We start from the raw sequence: 22,204 nt of genomic DNA, 5'->3' as shown, positions 1-22,204 counted from the left end.
AGCCGGATGCGTAAGGAGCCGAGATGAAACCGATCAGGATCGTAGGCGCCATGGCGGCTCTGCTCCTCGTCGCGGCCACGCTGCTGATCGCGATCGGGATTCCGGCCGGCGCGCTGACCGGCGCGATCCAGAGCCGGATCGAGCGCGACACCGGCTACCGGGTGACGATCGCCGGGGCCGGTACCGTCCGGCTGTTTCCGGCGGTCGCGCTGACCTTGCACGATGTCAGTGCCGAATTGCCGGGCGGCCGCACCACCGATCCGCGGCTGAAGATCGCGACCGTCCGCGCCGAACTGCCGCTGATCAGCCTGATCTCGGCGACGCCGCGGCTCACCGAGCTGACCCTGATCAGTCCCGAACTCTATCTGCCGCTGCTGCGCCGGCGCGATGAGGCCGGCGCCACGCCAGCGCCCGCGCGCAAAAGTAGCGCCGAGCTCGCCGACATCGAGCGCATCGTGGTTCAGGACGGCGTCGTGGTGATGACCAGCACGGCCGACCGCGTCGAACGCCGCATTGCCGGCATTCAGGCCGACATCGAACGTGAGGATAACGAGGGGCCGATCACCGCCAGCGGCTCGGCCACGCTCGGCCGCTCGCCGGTGTCGTTCGAACTCACCGCCACGCCGCCGGCGGACGACAAGCAGCCGATGCTGATCGATCTCACGCTCGACGCTCCGGGGTTGCTGACGTCGCGGCTCAGCGCCAAAGCGGAAGCGCGGCTGCGCGGCACCACGCTGGCGATCAACGGCGTCAGCGGCAGACTGGGCGACGCACCGTTCAACGGCTGGGCCTCGGTCGACGTCGCCGGCAAGCCGCTGGTCAAGCTCGACCTCGACTTTCAGCGGCTCGATCTCGTCGCCATCACTCGGACCGCGCCTCCCGGGTCACCGTGGAGCGAAACGCCGCTCGATTTCGCCGGCCTGAATTACGTCGATGCCGAACTGCGGCTGTCCGCCACCGAGCTGAACATCGGTCCGGCCCGGATCGCACCGGCCTCGGCCGACGCCAAGCTCGCCGGCGGCGTGCTGGCGGTGCAAGCGAGCCGTCTGGCCGCCTATGGCGGACAAGCGACCGGGACGCTGGCGATCGACGCCTCCGGTGCGGTGCCGACATTCGACCTGCAGGGCGATCTCAGCGGCGTGCATGCGCTGCCGCTGCTCGACGGGCTGGCCGATTTCGACCGGCTCGACGGCCGGCTGCAGGCCAAGCTGGCGCTGCGCAGCAGCGGGAGCAGTGCGCGCGCGATCGCATCCGGCCTCAACGGCAGCGCCGCAGTCGGACTTCGCGACGGCGCGATCCGCGGCATCGACGTCACCCGGATCATCCGCAATCTGACTGCGCATACCCAGGACGGCTGGCAGATCGCCCCGACCGATGCCACCGATCTCAGCGAATTCGCCGCCTCGTTCCGGATCGCCCAAGGCAAGGCCGAGACCTCCGATCTGAAGCTCGCCGGTCCGCTGGTGCGGATGACCGGCGCCGGGGCGATCGACCTGCCGACCAAAACGCTGGCGCTCAAAGTAGAGCCCAAGCTGGTGCTGACGACGCAGGGACAGAGCGCGTTGGAGCGAAGTGTTGCGCCCGCCCCCGAGCCGATCGGCTTCGGCATTCCGGTCAGGATCGAGGGACCGTGGATCGCGCCGCGCATCTTTCCCGACATCGCCGGCGTGCTCGACGACCCGGATGCGGCGTATCAGCGTTTGCGCGAGATCGGCAGCGGTCTGTTCGGCCTGCTCGGCAGCAGCCGCGGCGATCGCAACAACTCTGGCGACGCCAGCCGCCCTGACGACGATCACGGTGCGGCGGTGGACGCGATCATCAAGCAGCTGTTCGGACGGTGACGATCGATGCGAACCGGCAAGATCACGACGAGCGGAACTCGCGAGTGCAAAGCTTGGATGGCATCGAGGCAAGGACCCAACATGACCAGGCTGATCGGTGATCCCCTCCGTTTGGGGCCTGATCTTCAGCGTGCAGCGCTGCTGGCTCTCGCGATCACCTGCGCGCTCGTATCTCCGGTCCGCGCTCAGGGAAGTGAAGCCGCCGCGCAGACTGTCACTGTCTTTCCAGCCGCCAAGGCCTGCTTTCCGGCGGTGGTCGAGGGGTCCGGATTCCTAGTCCCGCGCGACGAAGTCTCGGTGCGACCGGACCGGCCCGGCGCCAAGATCAGCGACGTGCTGGTCGACCCCGGTGAGACCGTCACCCAGGGTCAACGCCTGGCGAAGCTCGACGGCGGCGGCACGGTTCAGGCGCCGGTCGCCGGCCTGGTGTCGGCCTCGACCGCTTTGATCGGCGCGCCGGCGTCCCCAAAGGGCGAAGCGCTGTTCACCATCGTCAGCCGCGGCGAGTTCGATCTGGTTGGACAGGTGCCGACCCGCGACATGCCGCGGCTGTCGGTCGGCCAGACCGCGACCGTGAAGGTGGTCGGCGACAAAAACGAGCTACAGGGCAAGGTCCGCCGCGTCTCCGCGACGGTGGAGCCGAAGACCCAGCTCGGCAATGTGTTCGTCGGCATCAGCTCGGACAAGCGACTGCTCGCCAACGCGTCCGGCCGCGCCACCATCAAGACCGGCGAGAGCTGCAACATCTCGGTGCCGCTCACCGCGGTGATCTACAGTCCGGTCGGAACCATCGTGCAGGTCGTGCGGCGTCAGGTGGTCGAAACCCGCCGGGTCGAAATCGGCCTGATGAATGGCGGCAACGTCGAAATCCGCGAGGGTCTGAAGGAAGGCGACATCGTGGTCGAACGCGCAGGCGCGCTGCTCCGCGAAGGCGATGCGGTGCGCTCGGTGCTGGCCGCCGGCGCCTCGGCGAAATAGCACCGAGGCGCCTGACGGCTTCGGCCGCGACCGATCCGCCGCAAAACGGTTACGGCAACGAGCTATCGAACCAGAGACAAGCGAGGCTGGGGCACCCGCTCCTTGTCGGCGAACACCGCATAGTACAACGCGTAGGCCCAGCCGATGCCGGTCCAGCCGAGCAGCAGATTGCCGACGTAGAGTCCCCATTTGTATTCGACGTTGCGCGCGAACGCGATCAGCATCGGCGCGCAGTACAACGCAGCAGCAACGAGATACATCGACCAGACGATCGCCGGCATGTTGGCGTCGTAGGGCAGTCCAGCCAGTGCAGACATTGTCTTCCTCCATGAGACCTGATGAGAAACGGCACTGTCTTTCCCTTTGGAGCTGACGAGCAAACTGACGGGGCCGCTCCAGCGGCAACCCGACGAGGGATTATCGTTGTGTCGACTGTGCGAAAGACGCAACGCAGCAAACTTTGTTTGAAATCAAAACTGCGACGCGAAAGACTGCGTCACTTCAACGCGGCAACAGGCCTGTGATACCAGATCAAGGCATACGGCAGGTATCAGCGCGCCATTCACGACTGATATCAGGAATAACAGTCAACAAAATCGCCGCACCCGAGACGCACCACACCTATTGCACCCTACTGCGCTTCTTCTCGTAACTCCGCCCCGAATCGCATCACCGGCGCGAGAGGCGACCACGTAGTTCGCACAGGGCCGTCCCTCTCATCGGCATTTGCCGCTTTGGTAGTCCCACGAGTAACGCAACCGGTGCGCCGTGGGGTATCTAGGAACTCGTTCATTGAACCGAGACGCCGCTCCGGGATTCCAAAATCTCCCGCGGGTGAGTGATTTACGCGGCTTCGACCTGAGAGGCTTAGATGCGACTTTCAATCACCCGAGCGGTTCTGATGTTCGGCCTCATCATCGGCACAGGCCTGGCGGCGATTTTCGGGGCGAGCCTGTACGGCCTTTCCCAGCTCAAGGTCGGCGGGCCGCTGTATGAGCAGATCAAGCTCGGCAACGATCTGGTGGCCGATATCCTGCCGCCGCCCGCCTATGTGATCGAAGCCTATCTGGAAGCGACGTTGGCGCTGGAAGACCCCGGCTCTTCCGCGCTTCACCGCGAGCGGCTCGACCGCCTCAAGAAGGAGTACCAGGACCGTCACGCCTTCTGGCGCAAGGCGCCGCTCGAGCCGGCCATCAAGGCGCGGCTGATTGATGATTCCGACCGCGAGGTGCAGAAATTCTGGCGCATCATCGATGCGAGCCTGGTTCCGGCGATCGAGGCCAAGGATCCGGATGCCGCGATGCAGGCCTATAAGGATTTGACCGCCGCCTACACGGCGCATCGCGCCATCATCGACGACATCGTCAAGCGCACCAACGATCTCAACGCAGCCACCGAAGCCGCGACGGCGGTCCGCGTGACCGACCTTAATTATCTGCTGTGGGGCGTATCCGGCATCGTGTTCCTGCTGTTCGTGGCGGGGCTGACGGCGATCGTGAAACGGGTGATCGTGCCGATCACCGGGATGACCGAAGTGATGCGGCGGCTGGCGAGCGGCGATCGGGCCGTGGGTATTCCGGCGATCGAGCGCGGCGACGAGGTCGGCGCGATGGCACGCGCCGTTCAGGTGTTCAAGGACAACGCGCTGCGGGTCGAAGCCATGGAGTCCGAGCAGGGCCTCAAGGCGCGAGCCGACGCCGATCGCCGCGCCGAGATGCACAAGATGGCCGACGACCTGGATCGTGCCATCGGCCGCATCGTTCAGACCGTGACCTCCACCTCCGCCGACATGGAAGCGGCCGCCAGACAGCTCGAGAGCGGGGCCGAGACCACGCAGCACCTGGCAACAACGGTGGCGGCGGCTTCGCAGCAATCCTGTGCAACGGCGCAGTCGGCGTCCGTGTCCTGCAACGAGGTAGCCTCATCGGCCTCGCAGATCGGTCAGCAGGTCCGGCAATCGCAGAACATTTCCCAGGCCGCCGTCCGGCAGGCGCAGGAAACCAACGCGCGGATCGCCGAGCTGTCGAAGGCGGCCGGGCGCATTGGCGATGTGGTGGATCTGATCAACGCGGTCGCGTCGCAGACCAACCTGCTGGCGCTCAACGCCACCATCGAGGCGGCGCGTGCCGGCGAGGCCGGCCGCGGCTTCGCCGTGGTGGCCGCCGAGGTGAAGGCGCTGGCGGCGCAGACCGCGCGCGCGACCGACGAGATCACTGAACAGATCGCCCAGATGAAGGCCGCGACCGAATCCTCGGTGTCGGCGATCGAGGCGATCGGCAACACCATCCTGCAGATCTCGGAGATTTCGGATTCGACCGCCTCGGCTGTCGACCACCAGGGCGCCGCGATGCGCGAGATCGCCAGCACGGTGCGGCAGTCGGCGGATGCGGCGACGGAAGTCTCGGGGACGATCGAGGCGGTCCGCGAGGGCGCCGAGAAAACCGGCGCGGCCTCCACGCATGTGCACGATCTCGCCGCCGCGCTGCTGGCGGAAAGCCGCCATCTCAAGACCGAGGTCGACCGCTTCTCGGCCGCAGTGCGAGCGGCCTGATCGCGGAGCGCGGCGCTGTCCGGCGCCGCGCCTGTTGATCTTACGCGCTGCGCGCCAGCGCGCCGTCGATCATCGCCACCGCGTTGTTGACGCCGTAAACGGCGACGAACGAGCCGAACCGCGGCCCCTTCTCCTGGCCGAGCAGCACCTGGTACAGCATGTTGAACCAGTCGAGCGACACGCCCGGCTTGCCGTCCTTGGCGGTCTTCTTGTGATCGAGGAACGGCTCGCGGCGGCCGATCTCGTACACCACGTCCTGGATCGCCTCGGCGGTTGCGTCCGCCGGCAGCTGGGACAGCGCATCGCGCAAGTCCTGCAGCGCGGCGCGCTCGGCGTCGGTCGGATCGCGGAACACCTTGGTGGGCGCCACGAAGTCGCGGTAGTAATTGATCGCGTAGCCGACCATCGCGTCGAGCTTGGGATGGCTCTGCGGCGTCACGCCCGGCCGGTAGCGGCCAATGAAGCCCCACAGCGTATCGGCGTTTTCGGCATTGGACGACGACACCAGCGTCAACAGCAGCTGGAACGTCACCGGCATGTCGGCTTGCGGCGGATTGCCGGAATGGATGTGCCAGACCGGATTGGCGAGCCGCTGCTTCAGATCCTGCCGCGCGTAACCATCGAGGAACTGCTGATACTCGTCGACATTGCGCGGGATCACGTCGAAATACAGCCGCTTTGCCGCCTTCGGCTCGCGGTACATGAACAGCGACAGCGATTCCGGCGACGCGTAGCGCAGCCATTCTTCGATCGTGAGGCCGTTGCCTTTCGACTTCGAGATCTTCTGGCCCTTGTCGTCGAGGAACAGCTCGTAGTTGAAGCCTTCCGGCGGCGTGCCGCCGATCGCCTGGGCGATCTTGCCGGACAGCTTCACAGAATCGATCAGGTCCTTGCCGGCCATCTCGTAGTCGACGCCGAGCGCGGTCCAACGCATCGCCCAATCCGGCTTCCATTGCAGCTTGCAGTGGCCGCCGGTGACCGGAACGGTGATGCGCTCATTGGTTTCCGGATCGTCGTAGGAAATCGTGCCCGCCTTGACGTCGTGCGCGACGATCGGCACCTGCAGCACCACGCCGGTGCGCGGGCAAATGGGGAGGAACGGCGAGTAACTGGCGGCGCGCTCCTCGCGGAGCGACGGCAGCATGATCGCCATCACCTTCTCGAGCCGCTCCAGCACCTTCAGCAGCGTCGCATCGAACCGGCCCGACTTGTAGTAATCGGTCGCCGAGGCGAACTCGTAGTCGAAACCGAATGTGTCGAGGAAGGCGCGCAGCCGCGCGTTGTTGTGGGCGCCGAACGAATCATGGGTGCCGAACGGATCCGGCACACTGGTCAGCGACTTGCCGAGATTCTTCTCCAGCAGCTCCTTGTTCGGCACATTGTCCGGCACCTTGCGCAGGCCGTCCATGTCATCCGAGAACGCCAGCAGCTTGGTCTTGATCTTGTCGTCGGTCAGCACACGGAAGGCATGGCGGACCATCGTGGTGCGCGCGACCTCGCCGAACGTGCCGATATGCGGCAACCCCGACGGACCGTAACCGGTCTCGAACAACACCTCGTCCTTCGGATGCTTTTTCAGCCGGTTCACCAGCGCGCGCGCCTGCTCGAACGGCCAGGCGTTGGATTGTTCGGCGAGGGTGCGCAGCTCGGAAGCGCTCGGAAGGTCGATCGTCGTCATTCAGGTCTCCAGCCGCCCTTGAAGGCGGGTCTTTCAAAACGGGCTGACGGAAAAATACCGGAGCCACAAGTCGGTGTACTGGCCCTTTTCCCAAACCCGGAACAGCGCCCAATTCAGCGCCTGGCGCAACGTATCGTTGCCCTTGCGCACCGCGATGCCGACACCCTCGCCGAAATAGCGGCTCTCCAGGAACGGAGCGCCGGAGAATGCGCAGCAATTCTCCGAGTCGGTGCCGTTGATCCAGAACGCCAGCGAGATCGCATCGCCGAAGATGAAATCGACTTCGCCCCGCTTCAGCGCGGTCCGCAGCGCCTCGGCATTCGGATAGGAATGCAGCTCGGCGTCGGTGAACATCGCCTTCAGATAGGCCTCATGCGCCGAGCCGGCGACCGCGCCGACCTTACGGCCTTCGAGATATTCCGGCCGCATCTCCGGCATCACCGCATCCTTGCGGGCGACGAAACGCGCCGGCGTGCGATAGTAGGGATCGGTGAAATCCAGCTTGGTGCGGGTCTGCGGCGTCACCGCCAGCGACGCGATGATGGCATCGCCGCGATTGCCGGCGAGCGCGTCGAGCAGGGTCTCGAACTTCCGCATCTGCACCGTGCAGGTGATCTTGATCTCGTCGCACAGCGCGCGGGCCAGATCGACGTTGAACCCTGCCGGATTGCCGTCGGCCCCGGTGAAGTTGAACGGCGGATAATCGACCTCGGTCAGGAACCGGATCATCGTCAGGCGCGACATGTCCGGCCGCTCCGGACGCCGCCGTGGATCCCAAAACCCTGGCACCGCATGCGCGGTCGCGTCCGCAATCGCCTTCGCCTCGGGCGCGGTGTCCGCAGCCCGCGCGGCGACAGGCGTCAGCAGCGTGGTCGCGGCGAGCGCCAGCGCCGCCACGGCTGCGCGCCAGACGGCCGGTCGGCCATTGATCAATATCGCAATCTGTGGTTGCATAGTCAGGGGTTCCGCACCGGCGGTCTTATAGACCATCCGACGCGAGACGCGAGTATCGTTTGCGTAAGAGCGTGCCATGGTCGGGACCGACCACGCCGGACTGCACGAGACGATGACCGACGGGCGCGGCGATGGTGAGGCAATCGCCCCATGGCCCGGGCCGCCCCGCTTTCTCGCCGCCCGGCCTGCCCACGTCAGCAACGACAATCATCCGGACGAGCAATGCCGCGAGGCTGCGGACCGACAATCCGAAGCGATCGCAGCGCCGGAACTGAATTGCTTGCGCGGCGTGCTGTCGCCGGCACTGCTGCAGGCCGCCGCGCGGCGCGCCAGAGACCTCGACATCGGTGCCGACCGCGTCCTGATTCAGCAGGGGCTGATCGAGGAGGAAGCGTATCTCCGCTATCTCGCCCGCTGGCTTCGCCTCGGCTTCGAAGACTTCGGCGCGTTCGGCCGCGCCGACTGTCCGCTGGAGGACGCGCAAATCTTGTCTGCCACTGCGACCGGAATTGTGCCGCTCCGGGTCGATGGCGAATTGATCTGGGTGGTGGCGCCGCGACATCTTGCGAGCCATCGACTGTGCAGGCTGCTGGACGACTATCCGGACACACGCCCGCGGCTGCGATTGGCCTCGACGGCGAATCTGGAGACCTTTCTGGCGCGGCAGGGCGAGCGCGCACTGGCCGACATCGCCAGCTCCGATCTGCACCAGCGGCACCCGATGCTGTCGGCGGCGCCGCGCCGGCCCGGTCCGGTGTGGCGGCAGCGCCTGAAGCGCGGGGTTTGTGTGGCGGTCCTGCTCGCGCTGCCGTTCTATCTCTATCCCGACGCCACGACGACGCTGCTGGCAGCCTGGTTCATCGGCTTTGCCGGATTGCGATTGCTGGCCTGCTTGTGGCCGCGCCCGACCTTGCCACCGCCGCCGCGAAAGCCGGACGCCGAATTGCCGATCTACACGGTGGTGGCGGCGCTGTATCGCGAGGCCGACTCGGTGGGAACGTTGGTCGAGGCCCTGGACGCGCTCGATTACCCACGCGAGAAGCTCGACCTGATCCTGGTGATCGAGCCCGACGACCTTGCCACCCGCGCGGCACTGGCACGGATCAAACAGCGGCCGCACCTGCGGGTACTGATCGCACCGGCGGTCGAGCCGAGAACCAAGCCGAAGGCGCTGAACTACGCCCTCGCCTTCGCGCGCGGCAGCTTCATTGCGGTGTACGATGCCGAAGACCGGCCCGACCCGGACCAGCTGCGGGCGGCGTTGGCAGCGTTCGATACCGCGAGCCCCGACACCGCCTGCGTCCAGGCCAGCCTGTGCATCGACAATCTCACCCATAGCTGGCTGTCGCGGACATTCCTGGCCGAATATGCCGGCCAGTTCGATCTGTTTCTGCCAGGCCTGGCCGCGCTCGGCCTGCCGCTGCCGCTCGGCGGCACATCCAACCATTTCCGCACCGATGTGCTCCGCGCGATCGGCGGCTGGGATCCGCACAACGTCACCGAAGACGCCGACCTCGGCTTCCGGCTGGCCCGGTTCGGCCACCGCTGCGTCACCATTGCTTCGGCCACCTACGAGGAAGCTCCGATCGCGTTTGGCAACTGGCTGCCGCAGCGCGCACGCTGGATGAAGGGCTGGATCCAGACCTGGGAGGTGCATATGCGGCAGCCGATCCGGCTGTGGCGCGAGATCGGCTGGCGTGGCGTGGTCGGCCTCAACCTGGTGGTCGGCGGCAATGTGCTGTCGGCGCTGGCCTATCCATTATTAGTCTGGCTCGCCCTGGCGGCGGCAATCGATTGGCCGGAGCAGTTGCCGGTGTGGCTCGGCGGCTGGCTGGAGCCCGCGGCGCCGAGCGCGCTGCACTGGCTGACGATCGCATCCGGCGTTGCGTCGACATTGGTGGTCGGCCTGCTCGGCCTCGCCCGGCGGCGGCAGTTACGGCACGCCGGGGCATTGGCGCTGACGCCGCTCTATTGGCTGTGCCTATCGGCGGCGGCGTGGCGCGCGCTGGCGCAATTCGTCTGGTGTCCGTACCGCTGGGACAAGACTCAGCACGGCGTTGCCCGCCGTCCGCATCCGCTGGCGCCGAAGCCAAAAGCCCGGCGGTCGCGATGGCGGCTGTCGGCGTAAGCTACAGATACCGCTTCAGATCGGCCGCAGCCTCCTCGGGCTTGCGCTTGATGTTGAACGGCGAGACGAAATTGCCCGACTTGTCCATCAGATAGATCAGCGCGGTGTGATCCATCGTGTAGTCGCCGTCCTTCAGCGGGACCTTCTTGGCGTAGACCCGGTAGGCCTTCTCGATCTTCTCGGTGGCTTCCGGGGTTCCGACCAGCCCCTTCAGATGCGGATCGAAGCTCGACAGATAGTCCTTCATCGACTGCGGAGTGTCGCGCTCGGGATCCACCGAGACGAAATAGGCATTGATGCGGTCGGCATCGGGGCCCATCGCGCCGAGCACCTGCGACAACTCGAACAGCGAGGTCGGGCAGACGTCCGGGCAGCGGGTGAAGCCGAAGAAGATCAGGGTCGGCTTTCCCTTCATGCTCTGTTCGGTGATGACCTGGCCGTTCTGGTCGGTGAGACGGAACGGACCACCGATCGTCGCCGGTGCCGAGATCTTCTGCAGACCGCCGAGCAGCCACAGCACGACCACGAGGCCGACGATCAGGCTGCCGGCAAACGCGGCGATCACGACCAGCGGGCGGATGGATTTGGCTTGTGCAGACATCGGCAGACACCTCGCAACCTTCGGAGCGGCTGGTTCGACGCTATTTCAGCCCGGCCGCTGCGATGTGCGGCAATCGCCACACGGTTGCCCCCAATAGAGCCAGCGGCGGCGCCCGGCAAGCCGCGACGCCGTCGCACTGATCACGTGATCCGGAGGATGGATCGTGGGCGCGGAATCAGCGGCCGGCCTGAGCCTGCGCGTCCATGTAACAGGGACGGTACATCGACATCAGCTGCTTGCCGCGCAGAAAGATCATGTGACGGGTCAAGCCACCGCGCTTGGCGATCCAGCGGCGGATGCTGGTCGGGTACATCGTGTACAGCATCTGCGTGGCTTCGGTATTGGTGATGACGTTGCCATTGGAGCCGAGATCCCAGGCGGCGTGGAAGCCGAGATTGGCCCGGGAGGTGACGCAGATCTTATCGTGCGGGACCGCACCCAGCACGATGGTGCAGGCCGAGGCGCACAGGCCGTCGATCATCACGGTTTCGCCGGAGCTGCGCAGCGACTGGTAGCGGTCCACATAGGTTCCGATCCGGCCGCCACGATCGTCGGCGATCCGCACCATCGCCTGGCTCGACGCCACGCTGGCGACCAGCAGCATGGCCGCGAGCATCCCCGTGAACAGTCTCATGGCTCCCCCAACGATCCCCGTCGCGAAGCCGCAGATCGTGCGCCCTCGAAACAGCGTCAGGGTGATTTCCGATCAAGGCTTTGTCCAGATCGACGGCCGGCCTCGGACCAATTTCAAATCGAGTGTTGCCCGCAGGATGCACTGCGGTTGGTGGGGTCCCAAACTGAAACAGGACGGTTCGATACGTCGTGGAGGAACGCCGATTCGGTTCCATGACGGATGCCCGCCGGCACCCGCGGCCGATGCCTGGACGCAGACCGCACGAGGGAGGTCCGTCGCCAGCCACGGGACCCGTGAGATGCGCTGACGTGCGTCACTACGACCGATCGAGTCGAGCGCAATCTCTCGACACCGCACGAGAACGCCGAACCGGATTCTATCGCTCGCGCCTCTGTTAGTAATCGATCGCCTTCGATCCGGCGTCTGCCTGAAATTTCCCAGCGATCGTCATCGAAGCGTCATCCCCGTCTTGCGAAAGCTTCGCGACAACTAATCAATTCGATCCGGACAAGTACCAGGATTTCAACATCGCGGGAGATCTTAAGGCAAACTTAGCACCGGCTCGTCCAAGCTTAGTTATTACGTCAAGATTCGAATCTGGAGCCTCATCGGACCAGCGATCGACTACGTCGCAGATTGCTCAGTGTTTGTGCAGATTGCCTGCCTCACCAACAAGCACGTCCACAACTCACACGTCATCGTTCAAGCGAATCGTCTGAAACTCGGGATCTCCCATGTCTCTTCGTCTCGGCCTCACGTCCAAGATCAATTCCATCGCTCTGGTCGGCATCATCGGCGTTCTCGCCTTTGGCGCGCTGTATATGATCGGAACATCGTCACAAGACGCAGCGAGGCTGATTGACGAACGAGCCCGCACACTCGGCGACAGCAACGCAAAATTGCAAATCGCCCTGCTCGAGCAGCGCCGCGCCGAGAAAAACTTCATGCTGCGCAAGGACGAGCAATATCTCGGCATGTTTCAGCAGAGCGGACGAGTGGCAGCCGAGACGCTCACGGACATGATCCGGCAGACCGAGGCATCCGGTCAGACTGAACTCACCCGCAGTTTGAAGTCGGTGCAGGACGGCTTTGAAAACTACCAGCGCCAATTCGGCAGGTTCAGTGAGGCCACCGTGAAGCTCGGCCTCAAGGAAGATCTTGGGCTCGAAGGCAGCCTGCGAGCGTCGGTGCACGATGTCGAAAAGACGATCAGCAGCTTCGACTCCCCGCCCCTGATGGTGCAGATGCTGATGATGCGCCGGCACGAGAAGGACTTCATGCTCCGCCGTCATCCGAAATACGGCGACGAGATGAAAAAGCAATCCGCCGAATTCGCCAAGCTGCTCGCCGCCTCCGATCTTCCGCCAACGGCCAAGTCCGAAATCACGCAAAAGCTCGCCGCCTATCAGCGCGACTTCTCCGCCTGGATGGAGAATGCCCTGGCGCTGGATCGTGCCGAAAAAGACATGGTGACGACCTACCGGGCACTGCAGCCCGCGCTCGACGAACTCTCCAGCACGGTGCGTCAGCAGGCAGAGCTCGCCAAGACGATGGCCGGCACCGCGCGGCGCGCCACTGAGCAGCGCATGCAGATCGCGATCATTGCCATCATCCTGACCGTGATGGTGCTCGGCATTTGGATCGCGCGGTCGATCACCAAGCCGCTCAGCGGGCTGAACACCGGCATCCGCCGCCTCGGCGACGGCGAACTCGATCTAGTGCTGCCGGGCCTGCAGCGCAGCGACGAGATCGGCGACATGGCGCGGGCGGTGGAGTCCTGCAAGCTGAAGGCCGAGGAGCGCGCCGCAGCAGAAGCCGCCGCCAAGGCGGAGCATGACCGGCTGGCCACGCAGCAGCGCAAGGGCGAGATGATCGCTCTCGCCGCCAAATTCGAAGACGCGGTCGGCGAGATCGTCGAGACCGTGTCGTCGGCCTCGACCGAGCTGGAAGCTTCGGCGACCACCCTGACCTCGACCGCCGATCACGCCCAGCAGTTCACCACCCTGGTCGCCGCAGCTTCCGAGGAGGCGTCCACCAATGTGCAGTCGGTGGCGTCGGCCAGCGAAGAGATGTCATCCTCGGTCAACGAAATCAGCCGCCAGGTGCAGGAGTCGGCGCGGATTGCCAGCGAGGCGGTGACGCAGGCGCAGGCCACCAATGAGCGCGTCAGCCACCTGTCCGAAGCCGCATCGCGGATCGGTGACGTGGTCGAACTGATCAACACCATCGCGGCCCAGACCAACCTGCTGGCGCTGAATGCCACGATCGAGGCGGCGCGTGCCGGCGAAGCCGGCCGCGGCTTCGCCGTGGTGGCGGCCGAAGTGAAGCAGCTCGCCGAACAGACCGCCAAGGCCACCGACCAGATCAGCCAGCAGGTCGGCGGCATCCAGACCGCCACCGACCAGTCGGTGAGCGCGATCCGGCAGATCGGCGAGACCATCGCGCGGATGTCGGAGATCGCCGCGACGATCGCTTCCGCAGTGGAAGAACAGGGCGCCGCAACCCAGGAGATCTCGCGCAACGTGCACCATGCCGCCGAAGGTGCGCACCAGGTCTCGGTGAACATCGTCGAGGTTCAGCGCGGCGCCTCGGCGACCGGCTCGGCTTCGGCGCAGGTGCTGTCCGCGGCGCAGTCGCTGGCGCATGACAGCACCAGGCTGAAGGACGAGGTCGCCCGCTTCCTCCGAACGGTGCGGGCGGCTTAGTTCGCGGCGCGCGGCGGATTGATGACCAAGTGGTTACCAAGCCGCGCCGTTAATGATCTTCGTAAAGGTTGATTCTGCTCGATCGTTGACGGACGTCGTGATCACAACCAAACATGCGGCGATATTTCATTGGCGCTGAGGATCGTCCATGTCTCGTTTGTCCGCCGCTTTGCTCGCTTCCGCCGTCGTCGCCGGCGCGGCCGTCGCGCTGCCGACCGCAGCTTCCGCTTGTTACGGCTGCGCCCCGCCGCCGTGCTACACCTGCTATCAGCAGCAATACGTTGCTCCGGAATACCGCACCGTCGAGGAGACGGTGATGGTCAACCCGGGCCGCGTGGTCGCCCACCGCGTTCCGCCGCAGTATCGCACCGTGATGGTGCCGAAGACCGTGATGGTCTCTCCCGGCGGAGTTGAATACGAGCGCATCCCGCCGCAATACGCCACCCGCGAGCGCGTCGAGATGGTGTCGCCGGGCTACAGCTACTACGCGCCGGTCCGCCCGCGCTGCGGCGGCTGCGGCTGGTAACGACTCGTTAACGTCTTAGGATTGGGGGAGTTTGTCCGCCCCCCATCCTGATGCGCCGACCGTTTCGATGGGTTTCGCTGTACGCTCAACCCATCCTACCGACTTCGCTCTAATTTGCGTCTACACCAACGTCGTGATGGCCGGGCTTCGTCCCGGCCATCCGCGTTTTCAGACGGCGCGGTTGATCTCTCAGCTCCGCCGGAACGGCAGCTTCGGCCCGTCGAGTTTGCGTAGCCCCGACTCGCGGCGCTCCAGCCACCAGCCATATTGCTTCGGCCAGTCGGCGAACACCTCATCGCCTTCGGTGAGTTCGAGCTGTGCGTGTAGCGCCCAGTTCGGATCGAACAGCGCCTCGCGGCCGATCGCGATCAGATCGGCCTGCCCCTGCTCGACGATCTTCTCGGCCTGATCGGGATGGATGATCAGCCCGACCGCGATGGTCGGGATCTCGGCTTCGGTGCGGATGGTTTCGGCGAACGGCACCTGGAAGCCGTAACCGCGCGGAATCCGGTTGGCGGTGGCCGATCCGAGCAGTCCGCCCGACGAACAATCGATGATGTCGGCACCGCGCGCCTTGGCCTCGCGCGCGAACACCACCGAGTCGGCAAGCTCGATGCCGCCATCGACGCCATCGACCGCCGATACCCGCACCGCCAGCGGCAGTGTGTCGGGCCAGGCGGCGCGCACCGTCTCGATCACCTCCAACGGAAACCGCATCCGCCCGGCGCGGTCGCCACCATAGGCGTCGGTGCGCTTGTTCGACAGCGGCGACAGGAACGAGTGCAGCAGATAGCCGTGGGCGCAGTGCACTTCGAGCATCTCGAACCCGGCTTCGACCGCGCGCAGCGTCGCGCTGCGCCAAGCCTCGAGCAGATGATCGAGGTCGTCGTCGGTCAGTTCCTGCGGCGTCAGCCAACCTTCGTCCATCGGGATCGCGCTCGGCGCGACGATGTCCCACGGCTGATCACCGCGGGCGATGTCCTCCGCGGTCAGCGCGGCGTTGCCGTACCAAGGCCGCTGCATGCTCGCCTTGCGGCCGGCGTGGGCGAGCTGAATCGCTGGCACCGCACCATTGTCGCGCAGAAAGGCGGCGATCCGCTCCAGCGGCCGGATCTGGTCGTCGTTCCAGAGTCCGAGATCGCCATGAGTGATGCGGCCGTTGGCGGTTACCGCGGTCGCTTCGACCATCACGATGCCGGTGCCGCCCTGGGCGAATTTGCCGAGATGCACCAGGTGCCAGTCGTTGGCCACGCCATCGACCGCGGAATACTGGCACATCGGCGAGATCAGGATGCGGTTCTTGGCGGTGATGCCGCGCAGGGTGAACGGGCGAAACAGCGGCGGCTGTGACATCGGGACTCCACAACGTTCCTCGGAAAGACTTCTTCAGTCGGGCGGACAGCTCGGCGCAGGCGCCAGCCCCTCCCGTTCGTTACGCACGATTCTGACGGTCTGGCCGCATCAGGTCAATTGCAGCGGTCGCTGTGAAATCCGGTTCAGTTGGACTATCGTCGCGCCATGAGCTTGATCCGACGTATTGTTTTGTCTCGCCGGGCCGTCCTGACCACCGCTGCCGCAGCCTTGGCGACGGCGAGGATTCCGTCGCCCGCACGGGCGCAGGGCCTGTATCCGACCCGCCCGGTGCGGATCGTGCTGCCGTTCGCGGCCGGCGGGGTCGCCGACATCACAGCGCGGCTGATCGCCGATCAGCTCGGCACCAAACTCGGCCAGCGTTTCTATGTCGAGAACCAGCCGGGCGCCGGCGGCATCGCCGCGGCGCGCACGGTGATCTCGTCGCCGCCGGACGGCACCACGCTGGCGCTGTTGTCGAACGGCACCGCGATCAGCGTATCGCTGTTCAAGAAGCTGCCGTTCGATCCGGTAAAGGATTTCGCGCCGATCTCCAGCCTCGGCACCTTCGACTTCCTGTTCGCGGTGCGCGCCGAGTCCAAGTTCAAGACGCTGGAAGACATCATCAAGGCGGCGAAGCAGAAGCCAGGCGCGCTCAATGTCGGCACCATCAACACCGGCAGCACGCAGAACCTCGCCGCGGCGTTGTTCAAGACTGCGGCCGGCGTCGACTTCGTGATTGTTCCGTTTCGCGGAACGCCGGAAGTGCTGGTGGCGCTGCTGCAGGACAGCGTCGATCTGACGATCGACAGCTATTCGGCGCTGAAGGGAAATCTCGCCGACGGCAAGATCCGGGCGCTGGCAGCGACCGGGCCGCTGCGCTCGAAGATCACGCCCGACATTCCCACTCTGCGTGAGAGCGGCATCGAAGCCAGCATCGAATCCTGGAACGGGTTGTTCGCACCGGCCGGCACGCCACCCGGCGTGATCGGCGCCTTGAACACGGCGCTGCAGGAGATCCTCGCAGATCCCGCGCTGAAGAAGAAGATGCTTGAACTCGGCATCGATGCCAAACCGTCGACGCCAGACCAGTTGGCGGCACGGCTGCGCGGCGACATCGAGAAATGGCGCGCCGTGATCGAGCAGTCCGGCATCGAGCGGCAATAGCGGCGGGCCCGCGATCAGGCGATGAACCTCAAGCAGCTCGAATATTTCATGCATGTCGCCGAGCTCGGCTCGTTCAGCAAGGCCGCGATGGTGCTGGATGTCGCCCAGCCGGCGCTAAGCCGGCAGGTGCGCGGGCTGGAGACCGAACTGCGCCAGCAATTGTTCCTGCGCAACGGCCGCGGCGTGGCGCTGACCGAGGCCGGGCGGCGGCTGTTCGATCACTCCGTCGCCATCATGCAGATGGTCGCGCATGCCCGCGAGGATCTCGGCGCCAGCCGCGACGCGCCGGTCGGCCGCGTCACCATCGGGTTGCCGCCGTCGATTGCGCGGCAATTGACGCTTCCGCTGATCGACCATTTCAAGCGCACCTTGCCGTCGGCACGGCTGGCGATCGTCGAGGGCCTGTCGTCACACATCATCGAATGGGTCACCACCGGCCGCGCCGATGTCGGCCTGGTCTACAATCCGGACGCGCAGTCCGGCATCGAGATCACGCCGCTGCTGCAGGAACCGCTCGGACTGGTGAGCCACGCACCCGCCGGCAAGCGTCGCACCGCCGCGGCACCGCTGCCGTTCAAAGAGCTGTCGAAATATCCGCTGATCGTGCCCGAACGGGTGCACGCGATGCGCCGGCTGCTGGAGAACGAGGCGGCGCTGGCCGGCGTCAAGCTCGACATCGCCTGGGAAGTCTCGAGCGTGCCGTCGATCATCGAATTGGTTTGCGCCGGCTACGGCCACGCGGTGCTGACGCGCAGCGGGGTGGCAGCTTCGCCGCGGGCGGCCGAGTTGGTGATGCGTCCGCTGATCGAACCCGCACCGGCGAGTGCTCTTTGCCTCGTGGTGTCCGCGACGCGGCGGCCGACACCGCTGGCGCAGCACAGCATGCGGATCCTGACCGACCTGGTGAACACGCTGCCGACCTGATTCCGGCTTACGGTTTTTCGGCGCGGGCGCTTGCCATGCCGGAAGCCGATAGCTGTTATAGACCACCCGCCGTGGCGCCGGTCAGGCCGCCCGGCCAAAATAGCAATAACAATCCGGAAGGAAACGAATGCAAACCGCCATTCCCTGCCTGTTCATGCGCGGCGGGACCTCACGCGGCCCCTTCTTCAATGCAGCCGACCTGCCGAGCGACATCGCCACCCGCGACAAGGTGCTGCTCGCGGTGATGGGCTCGCCCGACCGCCGCCAGATCGACGGCCTCGGCGGCGCGCATCCGCTCACCAGCAAGGTCGGCATCGTTTCCAAAGGATCGAAGCCCGGCGTCGACCTCGATTTCTTGTTCGCCCAGCTCCAGCCTGACAAAGACACGGTCGATACCACGCCGAACTGCGGCAACATGCTGGCTGCGGTCGTGCCGTTCGCGCTGGAAACCGGGCTGGTGAAGCCGCAAGGGCCGACCACCACGCTGCGGGTGCTGACGCTGAACACCGATATGCAGTGCGACATCACGGTGCAGACGCCGAATGGCCATGTCGATTACGAAGGCGACGCGCGGATCGACGGCGCGCCCGGCACCTCGGCGCCGATCAAGATCAACTTCCTCGATACTGCGGGTTCGGTGGCGCCCGGCCTGCTGCCAACCGGCAACGTCCGCGATATCATCGACGGCGTCGAGGTGACCTGCATCGACAACGGCATGCCGCTGGTGATGTTTCGCGCCGAGGCGGTCGGCCGCACCGGCTATGAGGGCGTCGCCCAGCTCAACGCCGACACCGAGCTGAAAGCGCGCCTGGAGAAGCTGCGGATCGCCTGCGGCCATGCGATGCAGCTCGGCGACGTCACCTCGAAGAACTATCCGAAGATGACGCTGATCTCGGCGCCGCGCGCCGGCGGCAGCATCTCGACCCGCAGCTTCATCCCGCATGTCTGCCACGACGCCATCGGCGTGCTCGCCGCAGTGACCGTTGCGACCGCTTGCGTGCTGAAGGGCAGCGTCACCGAAGGCATCGCGCAGGTGCCGGACGGCACCGTCAAGCAGATCTCGGTGGAGCATCCGACCGGCGAATTCTCGGTCGAAATCGAGGTCGACCCGCAGAACCCGCAAAACGTCACCCGCGCCGCCCTGCTGCGCACCGCCCGCCTGATCATGCGCGGCGAAGCGATGGTGCCGGACTCGGTGTGGGACGGGAATCAGACCAACGACGCAGCGCTGCGGCGCGCGGGGCGAAACAACGACGAAACTGGAACGCGTATCGACGCTCGCTGAGTTAGTGAGCGGGTCATAAACAACAGGCGTCATGCGCGGGCTTGACCCGCGCATCCATCTTCAGAAGGGCGATGGATTGCCGGGCCTACGCCGCGCCGGAGGGGCTTCGGCCCCGCAGGCGGGTCAAGCCCGGCAATGACGAAGAACAAGAAGTTAGGGACACCCGATGATCATCGACATTCACGGCCACTACACCACCGCGCCGAAGGCGCTGGAGGATTGGCGCAACCGGCAGATCGCCGGCATCAAGGATCCGTCCGTGATGCCGAAAGTGTCCGAGCTGAAGATTTCGGATGACGAACTGCGCGCCTCGATCATCGAGAACCAGCTCAAGAAGATGCAGGAGCGCGGCAGCGACCTGACGGTGTTTAGCCCGCGCGCCTCGTTCATGGCGCACCACATCGGTGACTTCAACGTGTCGTCGACCTGGGCGGCGATCTGCAACGAGCTGTGCGCCCGCGTGGCACAGCTGTTCCCCGACAACTTCATCGGTGCCGCGATGCTGCCGCAGTCGCCGGGCGTCGATCCGAAGACCTGCATTCCCGAGCTGGAGAAGTGCGTCAAGGACTACGGCTTCGTCGCCATCAACCTCAATCCCGATCCGTCGGGCGGGCACTGGACCTCGCCGCCGCTGACCGACCGAGTCTGGTATCCGATCTACGAGAAGATGGTCGAGCTGCAGATCCCGGCGATGATCCACGTCTCGACCAGCTGCAACGCCTGCTTCCACACCACCGGCGCGCATTATCTCAACGCCGACACCACCGCGTTCATGCAGTGCGTCGCCGGCGATCTGTTCAAGGACTTTCCGGAGCTGAAATTCATCATCCCGCATGGCGGCGGCGCGGTGCCGTATCACTGGGGCCGGTTCCGCGGTCTGGCGCAGGAGATGAAGAAGCCGCTGCTCGAGGACCATGTGCTGAACAACATCTTCTTCGACACCTGCGTGTACCACCAGCCGGGCATCGACCTGCTCAACACCGTGATTCCGGTCGACAACGTGCTGTTCGCTTCGGAGATGATCGGCGCGGTACGCGGCGTCGATCCCAGGACCGGGTTCTACTACGACGACACCAAGCGCTACATCGAGGCGTCGACCATCCTGACCCCGGAAGAGAAGCAGCAGATCTACGAAGGCAACGCCCGCCGCGTCTATCCGCGGCTCGATGCCGCGCTCAAGGCGAAGGGTAAGTAATCATGACCGTGCGGATGAACGATCTCGGCATCGTCAAGCGCAACATCGGCCGCGCCGACAAGGCTGCCGTCGAGAAGCTGTCGCGGTTCGGCGTCGCCACCGTGCACGAGGCGATGGGCCGCGTCGGCCTGATGGCGCCGTATATGCGGCCGATCTATCCCGGCGCGCATATCTGCGGCACCGCCGTCACCGTGCTGCTGCAGCCGGGCGACAACTGGATGATGCATGTGGTCGCCGAGCAAATTCAGCCCGGCGACGTCGTGGTCGCGGCCTGCACCGCCGACTCCACCGACGGCTTCTTCGGCGACCTGCTCGCCAGCAGCTTTCGTGCTCGCGGCGCGCTCGGCCTGATCATCGACGCCGGCGTCCGCGACGTCCGCGATCTCACCGAGATGAAGTTTCCGGTGTGGTCCAAGGCGATCCACGCCAAGGGCACGGTGAAAGCGACGCTCGGCTCGGTCAACATCCCGGTGGTCGCCGCCAGCGCCCAAATCACGCCCGGCGACGTGGTGATTGCCGATGACGACGGCGTCGTGGTGGTGCCCGCCGCAGTCGCTCAGATGGCGGCCGATGCGGCCGAGGCCCGGGAGGCCAACGAGGCCGAGAAGCGCGCCAAGTTGGCGAGCGGCGTGCTCGGCCTCGACATGTACAAGATGCGCGAGCCGCTGGAAAAAGCCGGCCTGAAGTACATCGACTGATGAGCAGCGCGGCGAAACAATGGCAGGTCGGGATCGTCGGCTATGGTGAGGTCGGCAAGATCCTCGCCGAGGATCTGCGCGCCCAGAGCGTCAAGGTCACGGCCTATGACGTCAAGCTCGCCGATGATCGCGGCGGGCCGCTGCGCGAGCATGCCAGCCGCCACGGCGTGGCGCTGACGACATCGCATGCCGAGCTCGCAGCGCGCAGCGATTTCATCATCTCAGCGGTGACGGCGAGCCAAACTGTCGCAGTCGCCGAGGCCTGCGCCGGCGCGATCAATCAAGGCACCTGGTTTCTCGACTTCAACTCCGCCTCGCCCGGCGCCAAACAGCGCGCCGCCTCCCTGATCGACGGCGCTGAGGGGCGCTATGTCGAAGGCGCGGTGATGACCTCGGTGCCGCCATATCGCATCAAGGTGCCGCTGCTGCTCGGCGGCGCGCACGCAGCCGAATTGGCACCGCTGATCAATACGCTCGGCTTCGCCGCCAAGCCGGCCAGCGACTGTCTCGGCGTCGCCTCGGCCACCAAGATGTGCCGCAGCATCATGATCAAGGGGCTGGAGGCGATGGTGATCGAGAGCTTCACCACCGCGCGGGCCTACGGCGTCGAGGACGCGGTAATCGCCTCGCTGCAGGAGACGTTTCCGTCGATCGATTGGGAGAAGCAGGGCGCCTATTTCTTCCAGCGCGTGATCGAACACGGCCGGCGCCGCGCCGAAGAAGTCCGCGAAGTCGCCGAGACGGTGCGCGAAGCCGGCCTGACACCGTGGTCGGCGCAAGGCACCGCGGAGCGGCAAGCCTGGGTGGCGGATCTGGCAGACGAGGGCCTGTTCGGCACCCGCGGCGCATCCGGCTTCGCGCGGAGTTCGGATTGGCGGACCGAGGCTGATCGGATTCTGGCGAAGGTGAAGGACGACCAAGAACGGAAGTCTTGACCTGAATTTGTAGCCGCGGCGCCCATGGCACCCCTCCCCCTTGCGGGGAGGGTC

General features: G+C 65.6%; 18 protein-coding genes. 12 read left to right on the top strand and 6 right to left on the bottom strand.

Translation table 11 applies throughout. The annotated features are described in order from the left end of the window. The first annotated feature begins 50 nt into the window (after positions 1–50). Together VRZ08_RS22665 and VRZ08_RS22660 are read left to right on the top strand one after the other, a co-directional pair. Positions 51–1,841: an AsmA family protein gene (locus VRZ08_RS22665; protein WP_414533973.1), complete on the top strand. Its 1,791-nt coding sequence runs from the start codon at positions 51–53 to the stop codon at positions 1,839–1,841. A gap of 81 nt (positions 1,842–1,922) precedes the next feature. Beyond that, positions 1,923–2,819 (top strand): efflux RND transporter periplasmic adaptor subunit, encoded by an 897-nt coding sequence (locus VRZ08_RS22660; protein WP_414533972.1) that lies wholly within the window; start codon positions 1,923–1,925, stop codon positions 2,817–2,819. A 62-nt stretch (positions 2,820–2,881) separates the two neighbouring features. Here the strand turns inward: VRZ08_RS22660 and VRZ08_RS22655 are convergent, their stop codons facing one another. After that, entirely contained in the window at positions 2,882–3,136 is a 255-nt protein-coding gene (locus VRZ08_RS22655; protein ID WP_414533971.1) for a superinfection immunity protein, read from the bottom strand. Positions 3,137–3,690: 554 nt separating this feature from the next. Between VRZ08_RS22655 and VRZ08_RS22650 the strand changes: the two genes are divergently transcribed. After that, on the top strand, positions 3,691–5,370 hold the full coding sequence (locus VRZ08_RS22650) for a methyl-accepting chemotaxis protein (protein ID WP_414533970.1): 1,680 nt from the start codon (positions 3,691–3,693) through the stop codon (positions 5,368–5,370). 40 nt (positions 5,371–5,410) lie between these two features. Here the strand turns inward: VRZ08_RS22650 and VRZ08_RS22645 are convergent, their stop codons facing one another. Beyond that, positions 5,411–7,048 carry a lysine--tRNA ligase gene (locus tag VRZ08_RS22645; RefSeq protein ID WP_414533969.1) on the bottom strand — a complete coding sequence of 546 codons (1,638 nt, stop codon included), beginning with the start codon at positions 7,046–7,048 and terminating at the stop codon, positions 5,411–5,413. 33 nt (positions 7,049–7,081) lie between these two features. Beyond that, the gene (locus tag VRZ08_RS22640; protein WP_414533968.1) at positions 7,082–8,038 is read right to left on the bottom strand and encodes a transporter substrate-binding domain-containing protein; all 957 of its coding nucleotides are present in this window, start codon (positions 8,036–8,038) and stop codon (positions 7,082–7,084) included. Between the two features lie 40 nt (positions 8,039–8,078). Between VRZ08_RS22640 and VRZ08_RS22635 the strand changes: the two genes are divergently transcribed. Continuing rightward, positions 8,079–10,130 carry a glycosyltransferase gene (locus tag VRZ08_RS22635; RefSeq protein WP_414533967.1) on the top strand — a complete coding sequence of 684 codons (2,052 nt, stop codon included), beginning with the start codon at positions 8,079–8,081 and terminating at the stop codon, positions 10,128–10,130. A 1-nt stretch (position 10,131) separates the two neighbouring features. On the opposite strand, the gene VRZ08_RS22630 is transcribed toward VRZ08_RS22635, so the two are convergent. After that, positions 10,132–10,731: an SCO family protein gene (locus tag VRZ08_RS22630; protein ID WP_107346223.1), complete on the bottom strand. Its 600-nt coding sequence runs from the start codon at positions 10,729–10,731 to the stop codon at positions 10,132–10,134. A gap of 175 nt (positions 10,732–10,906) precedes the next feature. After that, positions 10,907–11,365 carry a hypothetical protein gene (locus VRZ08_RS22625; protein WP_107357156.1) on the bottom strand — a complete coding sequence of 153 codons (459 nt, stop codon included), beginning with the start codon at positions 11,363–11,365 and terminating at the stop codon, positions 10,907–10,909. Positions 11,366–12,099: 734 nt separating this feature from the next. On the opposite strand from VRZ08_RS22625, the gene VRZ08_RS22620 reads away from it, so the two are divergent. After that, on the top strand, positions 12,100–14,070 hold the full coding sequence (locus tag VRZ08_RS22620; RefSeq protein ID WP_414533966.1) for a methyl-accepting chemotaxis protein: 1,971 nt from the start codon (positions 12,100–12,102) through the stop codon (positions 14,068–14,070). A gap of 148 nt (positions 14,071–14,218) precedes the next feature. Then, the gene (locus VRZ08_RS22615) at positions 14,219–14,596 is read left to right on the top strand and encodes a hypothetical protein (RefSeq protein WP_107346226.1); all 378 of its coding nucleotides are present in this window, start codon (positions 14,219–14,221) and stop codon (positions 14,594–14,596) included. 189 nt (positions 14,597–14,785) lie between these two features. On the opposite strand, the gene VRZ08_RS22610 is transcribed toward VRZ08_RS22615, so the two are convergent. Then, positions 14,786–15,949, bottom strand: coding sequence for an NADH:flavin oxidoreductase/NADH oxidase (locus VRZ08_RS22610; RefSeq protein WP_164573811.1), 1,164 nt, complete (start codon positions 15,947–15,949; stop codon positions 14,786–14,788). A gap of 228 nt (positions 15,950–16,177) precedes the next feature. Here VRZ08_RS22610 and VRZ08_RS22605 point away from each other — a divergent pair, with 228 nt between their 5' ends. The 6 genes from VRZ08_RS22605 (at position 16,178) to VRZ08_RS22580 (ending at position 22,150) form a co-directional block, all read left to right on the top strand. Beyond that, the gene (locus VRZ08_RS22605) at positions 16,178–17,113 is read left to right on the top strand and encodes a tripartite tricarboxylate transporter substrate binding protein (RefSeq protein ID WP_414533965.1); all 936 of its coding nucleotides are present in this window, start codon (positions 16,178–16,180) and stop codon (positions 17,111–17,113) included. Between the two features lie 21 nt (positions 17,114–17,134). After that, positions 17,135–18,037, top strand: coding sequence for a LysR substrate-binding domain-containing protein (locus VRZ08_RS22600; protein ID WP_414533964.1), 903 nt, complete (start codon positions 17,135–17,137; stop codon positions 18,035–18,037). Between the two features lie 127 nt (positions 18,038–18,164). Beyond that, complete coding sequence (locus VRZ08_RS22595; protein WP_414533963.1) at positions 18,165–19,322, top strand: 4-oxalomesaconate tautomerase; 1,158 nt, start codon at positions 18,165–18,167, stop codon at positions 19,320–19,322. Positions 19,323–19,488: 166 nt separating this feature from the next. Then, positions 19,489–20,517, top strand: coding sequence for an amidohydrolase family protein (locus VRZ08_RS22590; RefSeq protein WP_414533962.1), 1,029 nt, complete (start codon positions 19,489–19,491; stop codon positions 20,515–20,517). A gap of 2 nt (positions 20,518–20,519) precedes the next feature. Further along, a complete protein-coding gene (ligK, locus tag VRZ08_RS22585; RefSeq protein ID WP_414533961.1) occupies positions 20,520–21,215 on the top strand; it encodes a 4-carboxy-4-hydroxy-2-oxoadipate aldolase/oxaloacetate decarboxylase in 696 nt (231 codons plus the stop codon). Continuing rightward, a complete protein-coding gene (locus tag VRZ08_RS22580; protein WP_414533960.1) occupies positions 21,215–22,150 on the top strand; it encodes a DUF1932 domain-containing protein in 936 nt (311 codons plus the stop codon). The genes ligK and VRZ08_RS22580 overlap by 1 nt, the downstream gene beginning before the upstream one ends. The last annotated feature ends 54 nt before the right edge of the window (positions 22,151–22,204 follow it).

The sequence above is a fragment of the Rhodopseudomonas sp. G2_2311 genome, assembly GCF_047501505.1.
Classification (GTDB): Bacteria; Pseudomonadota; Alphaproteobacteria; order Rhizobiales; family Xanthobacteraceae; genus Rhodopseudomonas; species Rhodopseudomonas palustris_H.
Note: the sequence above shows the minus strand (reverse complement) of the source record. Positions and strands in the feature narration are given on the sequence as shown.